Origin of the sequence: Janthinobacterium sp. SUN033 (genome assembly GCF_030397595.1) — a bacterium.
Taxonomy (GTDB): domain Bacteria; phylum Pseudomonadota; class Gammaproteobacteria; order Burkholderiales; family Burkholderiaceae_D; genus Janthinobacterium; species Janthinobacterium kumbetense.
Genome location: NZ_JAPQNV010000004.1, coordinates 673,030 through 689,687 on the forward strand (window position 1 = coordinate 673,030; position 16,658 = coordinate 689,687).

At 60.2% G+C, this 16,658-nt stretch carries 12 protein-coding genes; 8 read left to right on the forward strand and 4 right to left on the reverse strand.

Annotated features, from left to right (window positions below):
• Positions 1-35 precede the first annotated feature (35 nt).
• Positions 36-734, forward strand: coding sequence for a response regulator transcription factor (locus OX460_RS20165; protein WP_289899698.1), 699 nt, complete (start codon positions 36-38; stop codon positions 732-734).
• A 315-nt stretch (positions 735-1,049) separates the two neighbouring features.
• Here OX460_RS20165 and OX460_RS20170 read toward each other — a convergent pair whose 3' ends face one another.
• Positions 1,050-1,523: an Lrp/AsnC family transcriptional regulator gene (locus tag OX460_RS20170; protein WP_289899699.1), complete on the reverse strand. Its 474-nt coding sequence runs from the start codon at positions 1,521-1,523 to the stop codon at positions 1,050-1,052.
• Positions 1,524-1,684: 161 nt separating this feature from the next.
• Between OX460_RS20170 and glmS the strand changes: the two genes are divergently transcribed.
• Positions 1,685-3,514: a glutamine--fructose-6-phosphate transaminase (isomerizing) gene (gene glmS, locus OX460_RS20175; protein ID WP_289899700.1), complete on the forward strand. Its 1,830-nt coding sequence runs from the start codon at positions 1,685-1,687 to the stop codon at positions 3,512-3,514.
• A 900-nt stretch (positions 3,515-4,414) separates the two neighbouring features.
• On the opposite strand, the gene OX460_RS20180 is transcribed toward glmS, so the two are convergent.
• On the reverse strand, positions 4,415-4,693 hold the full coding sequence (locus OX460_RS20180) for a hypothetical protein (RefSeq protein WP_070283028.1): 279 nt from the start codon (positions 4,691-4,693) through the stop codon (positions 4,415-4,417).
• 389 nt (positions 4,694-5,082) lie between these two features.
• On the opposite strand from OX460_RS20180, the gene OX460_RS20185 reads away from it, so the two are divergent.
• From OX460_RS20185 to OX460_RS20200, 4 genes are read left to right on the forward strand one after another with little or no spacing between them, the layout of a single operon-like run.
• Positions 5,083-7,803: an AAA domain-containing protein gene (locus OX460_RS20185; protein WP_289899701.1), complete on the forward strand. Its 2,721-nt coding sequence runs from the start codon at positions 5,083-5,085 to the stop codon at positions 7,801-7,803.
• On the forward strand, positions 7,803-9,209 hold the full coding sequence (locus OX460_RS20190) for a hypothetical protein (RefSeq protein ID WP_289899702.1): 1,407 nt from the start codon (positions 7,803-7,805) through the stop codon (positions 9,207-9,209). Before OX460_RS20185 ends, OX460_RS20190 begins: the two co-directional genes overlap by 1 nt.
• Complete coding sequence (locus OX460_RS20195) at positions 9,206-10,771, forward strand: phospholipase D-like domain-containing protein (protein ID WP_289899703.1); 1,566 nt, start codon at positions 9,206-9,208, stop codon at positions 10,769-10,771. The genes OX460_RS20190 and OX460_RS20195 overlap by 4 nt, the downstream gene beginning before the upstream one ends.
• Positions 10,768-12,492 (forward strand): sigma 54-interacting transcriptional regulator, encoded by a 1,725-nt coding sequence (locus OX460_RS20200; protein ID WP_070283019.1) that lies wholly within the window; start codon positions 10,768-10,770, stop codon positions 12,490-12,492. Before OX460_RS20195 ends, OX460_RS20200 begins: the two co-directional genes overlap by 4 nt.
• A gap of 590 nt (positions 12,493-13,082) precedes the next feature.
• On the opposite strand, the gene OX460_RS20205 is transcribed toward OX460_RS20200, so the two are convergent.
• Together OX460_RS20205 and OX460_RS20210 are read right to left on the reverse strand one after the other, a co-directional pair.
• Positions 13,083-13,964 (reverse strand): methylenetetrahydrofolate reductase, encoded by an 882-nt coding sequence (locus OX460_RS20205; protein ID WP_289899704.1) that lies wholly within the window; start codon positions 13,962-13,964, stop codon positions 13,083-13,085.
• 13 nt (positions 13,965-13,977) lie between these two features.
• Positions 13,978-14,877, reverse strand: coding sequence for a LysR family transcriptional regulator (locus OX460_RS20210; RefSeq protein WP_289899705.1), 900 nt, complete (start codon positions 14,875-14,877; stop codon positions 13,978-13,980).
• A 129-nt stretch (positions 14,878-15,006) separates the two neighbouring features.
• Here OX460_RS20210 and msuE point away from each other — a divergent pair, with 129 nt between their 5' ends.
• Positions 15,007-15,588 (forward strand): FMN reductase, encoded by a 582-nt coding sequence (msuE, locus tag OX460_RS20215; protein ID WP_289899706.1) that lies wholly within the window; start codon positions 15,007-15,009, stop codon positions 15,586-15,588.
• A gap of 70 nt (positions 15,589-15,658) precedes the next feature.
• Positions 15,659-16,636, forward strand: coding sequence for a DUF1852 domain-containing protein (locus OX460_RS20220; protein ID WP_289899707.1), 978 nt, complete (start codon positions 15,659-15,661; stop codon positions 16,634-16,636).
• Positions 16,637-16,658: the final 22 nt, after the last annotated feature.

Here is a 16,658-nt window from a genome sequence, read left to right on the forward strand (position 1 = left end):
TTCCCGGCCCCACGGCGATCGGTTATCCTTGCGCCATGTTGAACCTCATCCTGCTTGAAGACGAAGCCGTGCTGCGCCACGAGTTGACCGAGTTTCTCGGCGATTGCGGCTACCGCGTCAGCGCCGTGGCCGACCTGGCCGCCTTCCACGCCTGCTACGCGCCGGCCGTGCACCGCATTGCCATCATCGACCTGGGCTTGCCCGATGGCGAAGGCATGGTGCTGGTGCGCGCCTTGCGCGCGCAGGGGCAGCCCATCGGCATCGTCGTGTTTACGGCGCGCGGGGCCACGCAGGACAAGGTCAACGGACTGGGCGGTGGTGCCGACTATTACCTGCCGAAGAGCGCCGACCTCGATGAGCTGGCCGCCACCCTGGGCGCGCTGGCCCGGCGTTTGGGCGCGCTGCCCGCCGACGCGCCGCCGCCCGCCACGGCCTGGGTGCTGGAACTGGGACCGCGCCGCCTCTTGCCGCCCGGCTGCGGCGCCATTGCGCTATCGCAACAGGACGTCACCGTGCTGCACGTGCTGATGGCCGAGCCGGAACGCATCGTCAGCCGCCAGCAGATCGTGCAATCGCTGGGCGAGGATTTTCTCACCTACGACCAGCGCCGCCTGGACACTCAGATCAGCCGCTTGCGCCGCAAGGCCGAACAGGCGGCGGGTCTGGCCTTGCCCATCAATACCGCCCGCAACGCCGGCTACCGCTTCTTTGCCGAAGCGGAAGTGCGCCCCTGAGTTTTCCCGTCTGCCGCCGCGGACAGGCTGTGGATAAGCCTGTCGATAACTGGACTAGTAACTTGTTGGCAAGCTGTGTGCAGCCGGTGTACAAGTCAACCTGGCAGTAGCTTGTCTACTCTTTGCATGCCGGTGCGGCGCCATCGCGGGCCGCCTGACGCTGCTTCCCCGCGCATCCCTTGCTCTGTTGCCATGGCTTGCCCGCATCATGCTTGTGCATAAGCCTGTGGGCAAGTGCGGCGTAAGCGGTGGAAAAGCACCGTATAAGTGTGTGGGCAAGCGGTGTGCAAGCAGTGGATAAATGAAAGTCAAAAATCACACGGCGATGCGCGTCTCGAATTTGCTGCGGAACGTGGAAAAATAGCTTTTCACGTTGCGCACATTCGCGTGCACGGCAAACAGGCGGTGCGCCAGCGCGTGATACGCGGGCATGTCGGCCACCTGCACCATCAGCACGAAGTCGGGCCCGGGCGAGACGCGGTAGCATTGCAGCACGGCCGCTTCCTGCGCCACGAGCTGCTCGAATTCCGCCATGCGTTCGGCCGCCTGCACGTCGAGCGTGATTTCCACGATGGCCGTCAGACGCGCGCCCACCAGTTGCGGCGCGACGATGGCCACTTGCCGTTCGATGACGCCGCTTTCCCGCAAATGCTTGACCCGCCGCAAACAGGTGGGCGCCGAAACGTGCACCGCTTGCGCCAGCTCACTGTTGGTTTGCGATGCATCAATTTGCAAGGCGTTCAGGATGCGACGATCGATCTCGTCGAGGGTAATGTTGCTATCGCTCATGGTTTTGATGAATTGGAAAATAAATCGATTCTAAATGAAATAATATTTCATCACAAAATGGTTGTGAAATATTCAGTCAAAAATGCACAGATTTAGAAAGCATATTTCATTCACTCTGCATTAGCATGCTTGCATTGATTAAATTTTAGACAGAGGTTTCCATGTGCGGCATCGTCGGCGCGGTAGCGCAACGTAATATCACTCCCATCCTGCTCGAAGGCTTGAAGCGCCTGGAATACCGCGGCTACGATTCCTGCGGCATCGCCCTGCATGCGGATGGCCGCTTGCAGCGTTCGCGCTCCACCTCGCGCGTGGCGGAATTGGAAAAGCAGATCGCGGAAGAAGGCTTGAGCGGTTTTACGGGCATCGCCCACACGCGCTGGGCCACGCATGGCGCCCCTGTCTCCTTCAATGCCCATCCGCACTTTTCCCCAACGGAAGAGAACGCCCGCGTGGCGCTGGTGCACAACGGCATCATCGAAAACCACGATGAATTGCGCGCCGAACTGACGGCCTTGGGTTACGTCTTCCAGAGCCAGACGGACACGGAAGTGATCGCCCACCTGGTCGAGCACATGTACAACGGCGACCTGTTCGAAACCGTGCAGCAGGCCGTGAAACGCCTGGACGGCGCGTATGCGATCGCCGTCTTTTGCCGCGACGAACCGCACCGCGTGGTCGCCGCGCGCCAGGGCTCGCCCCTGATCGTCGGCCTGGGCAATGGTGAAAACTTTGTCGCGTCCGACGCCATGGCGCTGGCCGGCACGACGGACCAGATCATCTACCTGGAAGAAGGCGACGTGGTCGACCTGCAACTGTCGCGTTGCTGGATCGTCGACGTCGACGGCAAGCCCGTCGAGCGCGAAGTGAAGACCGTGCACGCCCACACGGGCGCGGCCGAGCTGGGTCCGTACCGCCACTACATGCAAAAGGAAATCTTTGAGCAGCCGCGCGCCATCGGCGACACGCTCGAAGGCGTGACGGGCATCATGCCGGAATTGTTCGGCGACGACGCCTATGCCATCTTCAAGCAGATCGACCGCGTGCTGATCCTCGCCTGCGGCACCAGCTCGTATGCGGGCATGACGGCCAAGTACTGGATCGAAGCCATCGCCAAGGTGCCCGTCAGCGTGGAAGTGGCCAGCGAATACCGCTACCGCGACAGCGTGCCGCACCCGAACACGCTGGTCGTCACCATTTCGCAAAGCGGCGAAACGGCCGACACCCTGGCCGCCCTGAAACATGCGCGCAGCCTGGGCATGCAGCACACCTTGACCATCTGCAACGTGGCCACCAGCGCCATGGTGCGCGAATGCGCCTTGGCCTACATCACGCGCGCCGGCGTGGAAGTGGGCGTGGCCTCGACCAAGGCGTTTACGACGCAGCTGGCCGGCCTGTTCCTGCTGACCCTGTGCCTGGCGCAAGTCAATGGCCGTTTGAGCGAAGAACAGGAAGCGGCGCACCTGAAAGCCATGCGTCACTTGCCCGTCGCCATCGCGTCCGTGCTGGCGCTGGAGCCGCAAATCATCGCCTGGTCCGAAGAATTCGCCCGCAAGGAAAACGCCCTCTTCCTGGGCCGCGGCATGCACTACCCGATCGCTCTGGAAGGCGCCTTGAAACTGAAGGAAATTTCGTATATCCACGCCGAAGCGTATCCGGCCGGCGAGCTGAAACACGGCCCGCTGGCCCTGGTGACGAATGAAATGCCGGTCGTCACCATCGCGCCGAACGACGCCCTGATCGAAAAGCTGAAATCGAACATGCAGGAAGTGCGCGCCCGCGGCGGCCAGCTGTACGTCTTCGCCGATGTGGATTCCCGCATCAGCTCCGGCGAAGGCTTGCACGTGATCCGCCTGCCCGAGCACTACGGCGACCTGTCGCCGATCTTGCACGTGGTCGCGCTGCAATTGCTGGCCTACCACACGGCCCTGGCGCGCGGCACAGATGTGGACAAGCCACGCAATCTGGCCAAATCGGTGACGGTGGAGTAAGCAGGACGGATGGCGCCCTTCTCCGATGTCGCCAAACAATACGGTCTAACATCAGACAATACGGTTCGACATGACCTAAAGCAGTTTGACATTGATTTTTATGTCAATATCGGCCTTTTGATGAAAATAATAAAGTCTGAAACAAGATGGCAGGTGTGATGTTTGGTCGTTTCAACGCCCCCGACCTGTGGGGGCGTACATGCGGCGCCCCAGGCAAGGCGCCGCACCAACGCACTCAGGGCGAAGGGCGCAGTGTCGGTGACGTTCATTTCGCTGCTCGGTACCCTGAAAAGGGAGATAAATGTCTTCTTGTGATTGGGCTTAGCCTAGAGCAAATGGTAGCTAGATACCCTTCCAGTGCATAAAACGATGGGAATTCCACGACTGTACCGTTGAGGTTCCCAGGAATGGGGCCCACACTGCCACCCAGCGTGGAAATCACCAGGCGATGTGTGGCCTGGATGGTAACCTCGGCGTTTTCGCTGATGCGCCGCCATGTCGGGAACGTCACCGCTTCGGTGTATACCTTGTCGTAGGATGCCAAGCGCGATGGGCAGGTCGAAGATTTCGGCGTATTGTATTGATACGAAGAATAGCTTTATAAATCAACGTAGTTTCGTAGCTAACCTTTATCTACCTGACAGAAACGGTGTCCGGCTTCAAAAGCCATTGGGTGTCAGCTTGGCGTGCGAATCAGTGTTCAGGTTGATGATGAGGCTACTCGGAAATTTCTACCCTCATCATAGGTTAGGACACCGTCAACTTCGAGGCGTTTAAGCCATCGCAGCGCTTGTTCAGGCATGACGTCTAACATTTCCGCTACCTCTCGGCGCCTTGCAGACGGAATTTCCTCTTGATGTTCTTGGTTTCCTTAATTATTAATTACTCCGGTTGGGTAGCTTAGTTCCGGTGGATCTTGGCGTAGCGATGGCCGCAGGTAATCACACGGCCGTCAGTAACGCTTTGCACGACATAGACGCCCATCTGGTTGCTGTGGCGCTTCACAAAATCAATCCCCATGTTTTGTTCAACGAGCTTCCGGCCGCGGCGATCGAGGTACTTCACGACACCGCCCCGGTGGTCGTATTCGCGGCTGCCGTACCTCAGCACCAGATCGACAATTACGGATGGGATACCCCGCTGCTGTTGCCGAACTTTCCCGTGATTTTTGCTATTCATCCCTATTCCTGATCTCAGTTGGTGGTATCCAACACTCCGCGAAAAGCGTGCCAAGATAAATTTCTTAATGAAATCAGATGGTTATATTTCTCAACCGCCGATGAAAGTTCGAATTCACGCATAAATATACTGAAAACGAGCAAAATTATTCTTATAAAAAAATGCAGCGAATATTTGCTCGAAAGTTGGCTATATAATGCTCATCAAATAAGTAGTCAGATACTAAGTGATTGATTTTTTTGGTGGGAGACTCCTGGCACGCCGATTGCATATAGACGCTCACTCATCCACCTGAACGAAAGCGATTCTTGGTTATGTTGACTCAACGTATTGCACGCTTGGCTGAACGCCTAGACCTCCCTCTACCCCGCATTGCCGGGCAAACGCGGTTGGGGCTTTCCGACACCCTGCGAGTGCACGGCGCAATTCCCCTGACCTGCTCGACCAAAGTGCCGGAACTTATCAAGAAAATCGACCCGGCGCTGAACTTCACGGTTGCCGTGGAGTTGCTCAACCAGTGCGATGTCTGGACCTGGTTCCAGACCAAAGGCACCGACGGCAAATTCAAGGCGACGGCTTTTCGCGAGCCCGCCAGCCTCGGGCTGGTACAAGCCAGTGAGGGCAAGTTGCCGCCGAATGATTTTTGCGTGGTGCTGGCAACCAACCAAATCGCGTTTGCCTGCAGCCCCGCGCACGACGGCCTGAGCCTGCGCGTGTTCAGCGCCTTTCGCCTGAAAACGCCGCCGGTCGCGCGCCTGCTGGTGACCAGCTTCGCTGAAGGCAATCTGCATGGCTTTGACGCGGTGGGCTTCTGCCAGATGGTGGCGGCGCAGACCCGCTTGCGCGCATGCATCGATCCGCGCGAAGCTGTGCGCGAATCGGACAAGGACCGCAACTTCATCAGCAATGTGCGCCGCTACCTGGAAGCGCTGCGTAACTACACAGAGTCTTCGGCGCCGCGCGCACGCTACGCACTGGCCGACCGCGCGCCAGTGCGTCTGCGTAACCTGGATACGGACGAGTGGCCACGCGCCTTCACCCGCGCGGGCACTCGGATTGAGATCCCGACCAGCAACGGCAAGAGACACACGCTGTCCTTCGACGATATTTCAGATGACGGCGAGGTGCTATCGACCGACTTCATTGACGACAGCGAAGAGTTGCTGGCAGAAGGCGAACTGCGCGTCAAGCCCGGTGACGACGCCTTCAAGCGCATGCGCGAAGCGCTCGACGCCATGGCGATGGGCAAGGATGAAGCCTATGGCCGTCTGCTGGAGGCGCTCACGCGCCCTGACGGGCTGCAGGAAATACCTCGGCCGGACCTGCCGTCCGGCGACCCGCAGACGCAGCGTCAGCTGCAGGCGAGGGAGCTGGCACTGAACACGCCCGATATCGCCCTCATCCAAGGGCCGCCGGGCACCGGCAAGACCACCGTCATTTGCGGCATTATCGAGGAGCTGGTAAAGGCCGGTAAGCGCATCCTGCTGGTGGCGCCGACCCATGTTGCGCTGGACAATGTGCTGGAAGGCGTGGGTGACCGTCCCGGTGTTACCGCGATCCGCCTGGGTTCGGTAGAAAATGTCGAGGTGCCAGCCCAGCGCTTCCTGCTGCAGAACCGCAGCCGCGACCTGGTCCGCCGACTATCGCAGAAGCTCCGCAGCGCCGCCGGCGATGAGTTGGCGCAGGATCCCGTGGCCCGGGTGCAGCGCGAATGGGCCGAGCGCATCAAGGACGACGATGAAATCGGCGTTATGCTGCTGCTCAACGCCAATCTGCTGTGTGCCACGCCGATCGGCATCGCCATGGCGCGCGAGTTTCGCGAGGTGGAAGCGGTGTTCGACGTAATGATTATGGACGAAGCTAGCAAGGCGACCCTCACCGATTTCCTCGTCCCGGCGGCCCGCGCGCGCAAATGGATACTGGTGGGCGACCATCGCCAGCTGCCGCCGTATGTCGACCTGGGCGAACTGGAAGCGGTGGCGTCGGAACGCGCGAAACGGGCCGATCTGGCCGCGCCGAATCCCGTATGGATACGCGAAGTGAGCAGCCGGCTGCGACGGCATTTCGACGAGCGCATGCACCCCGATCCGGTGCGCAGGGAACGCGCCTGGCGCGCTTTGGTGGAGGAGCTGTGCCAGCCCTTTGAGATCGGCGAGGCGGAGCGCGAGGAACTGGTGCTGCTGGGCTCCGATCCGGAAAAATGGCGCAATGAACTGAAGCGTACCGAGGTATCCCGCGCCGGCCACAGCAAGTTGAACGCCACGCTGCGTCTGGGTGCCGAGATGCTAGAACTGCAGAAGCTGGCACTGCCGAGTGTGTTTGAGCACCTTACCAAGTTGCCCGCCAGCCGGGTGGTCAAGCTCAATTACCAGCACCGAATGGCACCACAATTGGCCGAGTTTTCGTCCGAGCTGGTCTATGATGGCGACTACCCGCCGGCGGACACAACCGATCAGCTGGGCCTGGACATTCCCGGTCTGCAGACGCCATCGATCTGGCTCGACACCGCGTATCAGCCGGCCAAGCGGCGCTATGAATACCCGCGCGACACCAACTGGACAGGCGGCAACTACACCAATCCGCTCGAAATCGATGTTGCTATCGAACTGGTCGACACCTGCGCCTCTTGGGCAGTCCAGAGCTGGCGCGGCGACCTGCGCAAACGCGGGCGCGGTCCCGACGCGACGTTCGAGATCGGCGTAGTCTGCTTTTATCTGGAACAGGCACGCAGTCTTCGCCAGGCCATTTTCCGCCGCCTTCGCAGCGGCAGCGACCCGTGGCGCCGGCAATGGGATAGCCCGGCGGCAAACAATGCTCCCATCGATATTCACATCAGCATTGTCGACCGCTTCCAAGGGCGCGAGAAGGATTTGGTGATCCTGTGCACGACGCGCAGCAACCCAAACGGCAACCGCGGCCACGTCGACAATCTCAACCGCCTGAACGTGGCGGTCACGCGCGCGCGCCACAAACGCATCGTGATCGGAGACTCGACCACGCTGGCCGGCCAGGAGGGCGGCCGCCGGCGCGATCCCGGGGACCTGCTGGTTCGCCTATACGAGGGCAGCGAGCAGAAGAAGAAATGGGGTCGTGCATTGGGAGGCCAATAATGAGCGCACTGGACTTTCACGCGATTGAGGCGTCGCTGCACCACGCTGGTGCCCCCGGCGTGCCCACCGCAATCTTGGCGCGGGAGGTGCCGCTGTACGAAGTCGAATTTGCGGCACTGGAATGCGCGGAAGAGCGCAAGCTCCGCTCGGCTGACTGGGCAACCCTAGCGCTGGCGCGTGCGCTGGGGCGGATTTCGCCGGCGCTGGTCGATGAATACCTGGGTTTGGGTGACACGGTCTCGGAAGCCGCCGTCCACCGTTTGCTGGGCGACCAGCTGTTGCAGCACTTCCAAGCCGAGCCGGCGCAGGCCGACGAGAGCATGCTGCCCTTCCTCAGGCATTTTTTGATGTCCATGCCGCTCGCCGGCGACGCGCCGACGCAGGTAGCACCGGCGCCGACGCAGGCGCGCAAACTGCATACCTCGCAGGCATCGGACTCGCCGCTGTGCCAGTTGAGCGACCTGGGCAACACAGCACTGGAACGCGGCGCCTTTCCGCAACGGCGGGAGCGCCCGGCACGGCTCGTGTTCCTGGCTGAGCCGCTGCTGTTCATCAAGGTCGAAGATGAAAAACAGCAACGCAATACGCAGTATCAGCGCCGGCTGCCGCTGCCGCCGGAAGAAGTGCCGCCGTCACTACGTGCCTTGGACAGCACATTGTCCTTGCCGGCAGACGAGCGCATGACAGCCTGCGGCATTGGCGCCAGCGTGAGCGGCCTAAGGGGCCAGTTGGTGCGCATCGTGCCGGGTTCGCAGTGGGAAGTTCGGAAAGTCAGCCGCCCCGGCAACGAGAAACAACAACAGAAGACCGCGGCGCTGGTGCTGGCGGCATTTCACTCCACGTCCGGCGGACTGGTTTGGCGCACCTTCCTGCGGCACGGCACGCAGACGCGAGCCTGTCAGCAGATTGATGCCGCCGGGTTGATCAACGCTCAGGCGCAATATTCGGCCGGACTGCTGGCTGCCGTCAGCAGCGCCCTGGCGCTCCCAGCAGCCACCCGGCTGCGGGGCGACGGCGCGTACGAGCTGCCATGCGGTGGTGAACACATAGCCAACCTAATCAGTGGAAGCGACCGGCCGTGCGATGTCCTGCTGCCGGTGCAGCTCGACCAATGGCAGGCAGTCCTGCGCATTCACGCAGTTCCTGCCGATGGTGAGGCGGCGCGCCAGGCCTTTTACGCTTTCCTTCTGCGAAGTGACGCTGCGTTGCGGCGCAACTTCGACAGCACTTGCGTGGAAGTTGCGGCCCTCCTTACCGACTATTGGGAATGCAACCACGAGCTGCCGTCGGCCGACGAAGCCGCGATGAACGCATGGTCTCAGATTGAACTGCGCGCTGCGCTCTGCATGCGCCGCCTGCAGCGTGATCTGGTCTTTCCTTATGCAGCCAAAGAAGAACAAACATGACTGAAGACATCAAACAAGCGTCACAACCGGCCGCCGCCCCCATTATCGAGCTGGGCCAGCAGCGCGTAAAAGGTGTGCTGTTTATGCCCGCCAAATCGCCGGAACCGGCAGTCGGCTACTACGCGCAGGACACGGGACGTCTCGACATCGTGCATGTTTCCACCGACGACCTCAGCCAGTCCGCGCACATTCGCAATCGGCTGATCGCGCATATCCGGGCGGCCAGCGAGAAGGTGCTGTTCTGCAGCTTTCTGTTTGCCGACGAGGACATCGTACAGGCGCTGTGCGAAGCGGCGGAGCGCCTGCATGGAGGAGTCTACATCCTCACGGCGCTAGAAAAGCACCTGCGCGCCGAAGTGCTCGAGCTGGACGACGAGATTGACGCGCAGACCGCAAAACTGCAGGAACGCGCCAAACGTCACGAAGAGCACCTGCGGCGGCTGTCGCATGCCGGCGCTTGGCTGCGCAGCGCCGAAGACTGCCACGCTAAGTTCTGCGTTGTCGATGACACCTGCGCCATCGTCACCTCCGCGAATTCAACCAAGGAAGCCTACGAGATCAATCCCGAAGACGGCCTGGCCATCCACCAGCCAGTGACCGCGCGCGAGTTCGGTCGCCTTTTCGCCTACATCTGGCAGCAGCTGACCACCCTTGAATCGCTACCTGGCGCCAGCCTGGATGTGCACTCGCTGCCGGTTCCGCCCATCGTGCCGTGGCGCACGCTGACCAGCGCCGGCGAGAGCCGCTGTGTGACTACCCTGCGCCAACACGAAACCTCGCTACTGGATGCCGCCGTCGAAGTAATCGACCGCGCCCGCAGCCACCTAGCGATTGCCACCTACAGTTTCATGGGGATGGAATATCATCCAGTGGGCGTAGTGTTGCAACGCGCGTTGGCGCGTGGCGTTCGTATCGACCTGCTGGTGCAGCCACGGAACCACATCGAAGCGCAGCGTGCCTGCTTGGCCTGGCTGCTCGAGCTCGCGCCGAATCAGGTGCACATCCATGGCCATCGCCGCACGCATACCAAGTCCATCGTCGCGGATGGGCAGACCGTGCTGTTGTGGACCGGCAACCTGGACGCTAAGCATGGTTGGCATGACGGCATCGAGGTTGGAGTGGTGGTGGAAGACAGCGGCGTGGCGACGGCGGTCGGCCGCTGGACCCGCAACGTCATGCAACGCCGCACGCATGTGGCAGTGAGCGCACCGTCGGTACGTCAGCTGGCTGACGCGGGGTTCCCGACGGCCTTATCCGGCGACTGGGAGCTGCGGCTTCCCCCGAAGACGGCTATCGGACCGCTGATCGCCTCACTGAGGCACCACCCCGTTGAACTGATGGAAGCGCCTGGCCAGCAGATGCTACGCAGCGCCGACGGGCTGGTGATGCACATTAAGGTGGATACTGCCAATCGCCACATCGACGTGCTGCGCCTGCAGCACGCCAACGGCAATGGCATCGCCCGTAGCAAGGGCTGGCTGGCGGACAGCATGCTGAAGATACGCGTGTCCCATCCACCCGCGCAGCAACAGGTACGCAAAAGCAAAGGACAACGATCATGAACCCTGAAAAAATCAGCGTATCGTGGGTATCGTTCAATAACGATCCCTACCGCCGTGAAAGGGACGGCTACTATAGCTATCAAAACAACGAGCGTGAAGCCGGTCCAACACTGGAGTTCCTGCTGAATCTGGGCTCTCCTGTGGCCGGCCAGATTAAGAAACACTATTTGCTGGTGCGCCGCCGGCGCACGCCCGAGGCTGGCGGACGGGACTTCCAACCATCTGAGGTGGACGTGGCCAAGGAGCTGATGCGAGAGATAGGCCAGCAGAAAGGCCCCGAAGTGGAGCTGGTCTACTGGGACACGGACGTCGCACCGACTAACCATCAGGAATTGTTCCGCTTTACCGCGCCGGCGCTTGCGAAGATTAGACGCACCCATCCAAAGGCGCAGATCATCGTCAATCTCAGCCCTGGCACGCCGGCGGCGCAGACGGTGATGCTGGTCGCGTTGCAGGCTCGGATATTGGGCGACAATGTCCGCGCCTATCAGGGCATTCCAAGGGATAAGAGGCAAACTGGGGAGGTCCTGCAGGAAGTTCACTGGAACCTGCTTGCCGAACTAGCAAGGAGCGGCGAAGATGATACTGCCTGTGAAGAATGGAGCATCGCTAATGCTCAATCGGAAAGCCTGCGAAAGGTCGCCGGGCTGGTGCAACGCTACGGTAAAGTGCCGTTTCCAGTATTGATTATCGGCAGCCGCGGATCCGGCAAGACCCATATCGCCGAAAGCCTGCGCCAGAACTATCTTGAGTGGAAGATGAAGCCCGTAAAGGAGTGGCACTACCAGATGAACTGTGCCGAGTTCCGTGGCGATCCGACGATACTGCGCAGCAGCCTGTTCGGCTATGCCAAGGGTTCCCACAGCACCGCCAGCAAGGACAGCAACGGCTTGCTGCAGCTGGCCCAAGGTGATTGCGTGTTTCTGGACGAGATCCACTGGATGGACCCACAGGCGCAGGGCGCCCTGCTGCTCGCGCTGCAACGCAACGGCAGCTTCCGCAAGATAGGCGGTGAGGAAATCATCAAGTCTAACTTCCGGCTTATTGCCGCCACCAATAAGTCGCGCGGCGCGCTGCGGGAGGTCCTAGCGCCGGATTTCCTCGACCGTATCTCGGAACTGGTCATCGAGTTGCCAGACTTGCGCGATTGTCGCGAGGATCTGGAAAACATATGGAAATCCGTGGTACGCCGCGCCTGTGAACAACTGGTGGAGCGCGATCCGGAGCTGGTGGTCAAGAGCGACAGCAGCGCCCCACTCATCAGGGACTACATCGAACAGTTCCGTCCGCACCAGCACTATATCGCTCGAGCGCTCCGGTCCATGCGGCTGGAGGGCAATTTCCGGGATCTGGAACGGCTGGCCAGACGCCTACTGGTGGGTGGTTTGCAGGAAGGGCGTCTGCTGTCGATTAGCCGCGAACTGGTCAATTCAGAATTGGAAATTCTAAGAAAGGAAGAGCTGGCCGAGGATGAACAAAGCGCTCGATCGCCCGTGTCACTGCAGGATGAGCTACCCACCATCTCTCGTTGTACAAGCTACCTGGGCGAAATGCGAGACAAAGGCAGGGTGCTGGCAGGTCCGGACTTGGTTGCAGAATGGGAGCGGCGACTGCTAGTGGCAGCCCAAAAAGCCACTAGCAGCGGCACGAAGGCTGCAGAGCTTCTGGGCATGAATCCCCGGACTTTTAATGCCAAGATGAAGGAGATCCAGCAAGACTGATTGTGGTGCCATACCGAGGATATGGGAATCTCACAGCTGGGTGGTCCGGTGTTTTTGGTCATCCCCCCTGTGTCAGCATAGATGTCGCGTCACTTGAATCACTTAATCCATCCGGGGGCGGAACAAAGACATGCAGTGAATCAGTATCCAGCCGAACGCAAGGAGGCCATCCTTCGGCAAATGATGCCGCTACACAACAAGCCGGTATCGACCTCGCAATTTGGAATGTAATGAAGTTGTAGCTTTCTGCCAAACGGAAAAACGTGCGCCAGCGTGACGGACGCAGAATCCACGGCTACTAGGATCACGTCAGGCTATTCTCCGGCGGAACTGTAAAGGTCGAGGAACATGTCGCCGTTGAAATGGATGAGGTGAGTCTGGTCGGACGAAAAGTTCTTGTTAATCCGTTTTATCACCGATCCGGTAGTACCGGCGGCAGTTATAAGTTTTTGTCGAACCGTATTAAAAAAATTTTAGCTGCGGCGTTTCATTAAATGTTTGATTTATAAGGAACTGCGTTGTCAAACCGTTTTAATTGTCCACATCTGGCGGCGTGGTGCTGCCAGAGAGGCGCTCGTCACACCGGATGCTCAAGGGCCTGGGCCGTTGTGGGAACGGTACTGCTCGATCCACTTGACGGATTGTGCGATGCCGCCGAAGGGAAAGAAATGCAGGCTGACCTCGCCGTGTGCCGCTGTCAGCCCGGCGGCCAGGCGCTCGACAAACAGGTCCGGCCCCGCCGTGCCGAACAGCTTGCCGATGGATACGCCGTACTTGGACCACATCGATGCGCAGGCGCTCACGCCGCACACTGCGGCATAACGGGCCAGCACCGCGATGCTGGCGGGACCCGGCACGCCCACGCGCACGGGATGCTCAATGCCGCGCGCGCGCAGCGCTTTGAGCCACGTCAACACGATGTCGGCATCAAACGCAAATTGCGTGACGGTCAAGGGCGTCATGCCGCGCTGCGCGATGCTGCGGCACTTGCGTTCGAGCACATCCCACTGCTCGGCCTTGTTCATGACCGGATGGCCTTCCGGGTGACCACCCACGCCGATCACCTTCATGCCCGCGCGCTCGAACACGCCTGTGTCGATCAGCGCGGCACTGTCGGAAAACGGCCCCATCGCGGTGGATGGATCGCCGGCGATCACGAAGCAGCGCTCGACGCCCGCTTCGGCGACGGCGCGCTGGATGAATGACTCAAACTCGGCGAACGAGGCAATACGACGCGCGGACAGGTGCGGCATGGGTTCGAAGCCGAGCGTGCGCACGGTGCGGGCCGCGGCCAGCCGCGCGGCGTCGTCCTCGCGCGGCAGGTAGGGAATGGCAATGGTGGACGCGGGCGCTATCCGCGGCGCCGCCGCGCTCAACGCCGGCATGTCCTTGGCACTGACTTCCAGGGAATAGGCGTGCGTGATGTTGCCGGCGGACCCGAGCTGAGCGGGATGCATCAAGAGATGACCCATGGCGTCGCTGCGGTCACTGCGCACTGGCGCTGGCAGGCTGGCGCGCCAGTGCGATGAAGGCGCGCACGTAGTCGATGGCGGTGTCCGTCTCGCGTGCTCCCAGGAAAATCTGCTTGGCGATGCCGCGCTCGCCCAGCCGCACAGGCACCACGTCCATCTTGGCTGCGTACTCCTCGACCAGCCAGCGCGGCAGGGCGGCCACGCCGCGGCCGCTGGCCACCATCTGCAGCATGATGTCGGTGGTTTCGATGGCTTTGTGGCGCTTGGGTGTGACACCGGCCGGCAAGAGGAACTGGTTATAGATATCCAGGCGTTCGATGTCCACGGGGTAGCTGATCAGCACTTCCTGCGTCAGTTGCTGAGGCTGCACATAGGCCGCCGCCGCCAGCGCATGGCCCTTGGCCACGACGAGCACCTGCTCGTAGTCGAACACGGGTTCGAACGTCAGTCCCGGCTTGTACAGCGGGTCGGGCGTGACGAGCAAGTCGATCTCGTAGCCGAAGAGCGCGCCGATTCCGCCGAACTGGAACTTCTGCTTGACGTCCACATCCACGTCGGGCCATGCGGTCAGATACGGCGACACCACCTTCAGCAGCCACTGGTAGCAAGGGTGGCATTCCATGCCGATGCGCAGCGCGCCGCGCTCGCCCTGCGCGAACTGGCCCAGGCGTTCTTCGGCCAGGTCCAGTTGCGGCAGCACCCGGTTCGCCACCGCCAGCAGATACTGGCCGGCCTGCGTCAGGCGCAGGTTGCGCCCTTCGCGCAGCCAGACGTCGGTGCCCAGTTGCTGCTCCAGCTTCTTCATGCTGTGGCTCAGGGCCGACTGGGTCAGGTGCAGCACGCCTGCGGCGGCCGTCAGCGACCCTTGTTTCTCGACCTGCTGGACGATGCTGAGGTGGATGCGTTCAAGCATTGAGATGAGCCATGTTCATGGATGTATGAAATAAGACCATTATACTTCATCGATTCCCGCCGCTATCATCGATCCCCTTGTTGCCTGCACTTTTACGGCCCTGGCGCATCCATTCACATGAAAGCAAACATGACACGTCCACTTCGTTTAGTCGCGGTTTCCGGCGGGCTGCAACGCCCTTCCAAGGCGGCCGCCCTGGCCGAGCACCTGATGGACCTGATCGCCGAGGAAGTGCTGTGCGAACAACGCCTGGTCGAACTGGGCCAGCTCGCACCACAGCTGGCCGGCGCGGTCTGGCGCTCCCACCTGCCCGAGGCGGTGGAGCGGGACCTTGTTGCCGTCGAGCAAGCCGACATCCTGGTGGTGACAACGCCGGTCTACCGCGGTTCCTACACGGGACTGTTCAAGCATTTCTTCGACTTCATTCATCAGGATGCCCTGATCGACAAGCCCATCCTGCTGGCGGCGACGGGCGGCAGCGAGCGCCATGCCCTGATGATCGACCACCAGTTGCGTCCGCTGTTCAGCTTTTTCCAGGCGCGCACATTGCCGCTGGGCGTGTATGCCACCGACAAGGATTTCGCCGACTACCGCGTGCAGGACGAGGCCCTGATCCAGCGGGCCGCGCTGGCCGTGCAACGGGCATTGCCATTGATCGCATTGACGCGCCATGCGAGCCCGGTCACCGCTGAAGAGGTGGTCGCAGCCTGATACGCATCGCCACGGTCACCAAGCAATTACCCCATTCATCCTTTCGCAGAATTCAGGACACCAGATCACCATGAGCAAAGATTTTGCATTCAGCATTAAAAGCATTATTTTCGATGAAAACTATCATCCATCGGACAATACGCGCCTGACGACCAACTTTGCCAATTTGGCCAGGGGAACGAGCCGCCAGGAGAACTTGCGCAATACCCTGAAAATGATCGACAGCCGCTTCAACAGCCTGGCGCATTGGGATAACCCGAAGGCGGACCGCTACTCTGTCGAGCTTGAAATCATTTCCGTCGAATTGAATATTGATGTCAAAGGCGGCAATATCCCCTTGATCGAGATATTAAAGCCGACCATCATCGACAAAAAAACCGGCGAACGCATCGCCGGCATTGCAGGAAATAACTTTTCCTCTTACGTCCGCGATTACGACTTCAGCGTGTTGCTGCCAGAGCACAACAACAATCAATCTGCATTCAGCGCACCGGAGGATTTCGGCGATTTTCATGGCAAGCTGTTCAAGCACTTTGTCGGGTCAAATACTTACAAGGAACACTTCAACAAGGCGCCCGTGATCTGCATCAGCGCCTCGAGCAGCAAGACCTACCAGCGCACTGAAAATCAGCACCCCATCCTGGGCGTCGAGTATCAACAAAATGAATTTTCGTCGACGGATGAATATTTCGAAAAAATGGGGATGCAAGTTCGCTATTTCATGCCGCCAAACAGTGCCGCGCCCCTGGCTTTCTATTTTATCGGCGACCTGCTGGGCGACTACAGCAATCTTGAGCTGATCGGCACCATCAGCACGATGGAAACGTTTCAAAAGATTTATCGGCCCGAAATCTACAATGCCAATTCAGCGGCGGGAAAAGTTTATCAGCCTAGCCTGAAGAATCAGGATTATTCGCTGACGCAAATTGTCTATGACCGCGAAGAGCGCAGCCAGCTGGCCGTCAAGCAGGGAAAATATACGGAAGAGCATTTCATCAAGCCGTACAAGCATATTCTGGAACAATGGGCTGCCAATTACGCTCTCTGATTAATCAAATACACGACATCAA

What these genes read in the sequence shown, in the direction of transcription:
- OX460_RS20165 (WP_289899698.1), top strand. Translation starts at nt 36, where the DNA reads ATGTTGAACCTCATCCTGCTTGAAGACGAAGCCGTGCTGCGCCACGAG.
- OX460_RS20170 (WP_289899699.1), bottom strand. Translation starts at nt 1,523, where the DNA reads ATGAGCGATAGCAACATTACCCTCGACGAGATCGATCGTCGCATCCTG.
- glmS (WP_289899700.1), top strand. Translation starts at nt 1,685, where the DNA reads ATGTGCGGCATCGTCGGCGCGGTAGCGCAACGTAATATCACTCCCATC.
- OX460_RS20180 (WP_070283028.1), bottom strand. Translation starts at nt 4,693, where the DNA reads ATGAATAGCAAAAATCACGGGAAAGTTCGGCAACAGCAGCGGGGTATC.
- OX460_RS20190 (WP_289899702.1), top strand. Translation starts at nt 7,803, where the DNA reads ATGAGCGCACTGGACTTTCACGCGATTGAGGCGTCGCTGCACCACGCT.
- OX460_RS20195 (WP_289899703.1), top strand. Translation starts at nt 9,206, where the DNA reads ATGACTGAAGACATCAAACAAGCGTCACAACCGGCCGCCGCCCCCATT.
- OX460_RS20200 (WP_070283019.1), top strand. Translation starts at nt 10,768, where the DNA reads ATGAACCCTGAAAAAATCAGCGTATCGTGGGTATCGTTCAATAACGAT.
- OX460_RS20205 (WP_289899704.1), bottom strand. Translation starts at nt 13,964, where the DNA reads ATGGGTCATCTCTTGATGCATCCCGCTCAGCTCGGGTCCGCCGGCAAC.
- OX460_RS20210 (WP_289899705.1), bottom strand. Translation starts at nt 14,877, where the DNA reads ATGCTTGAACGCATCCACCTCAGCATCGTCCAGCAGGTCGAGAAACAA.
- msuE (WP_289899706.1), top strand. Translation starts at nt 15,007, where the DNA reads ATGACACGTCCACTTCGTTTAGTCGCGGTTTCCGGCGGGCTGCAACGC.
- OX460_RS20220 (WP_289899707.1), top strand. Translation starts at nt 15,659, where the DNA reads ATGAGCAAAGATTTTGCATTCAGCATTAAAAGCATTATTTTCGATGAA.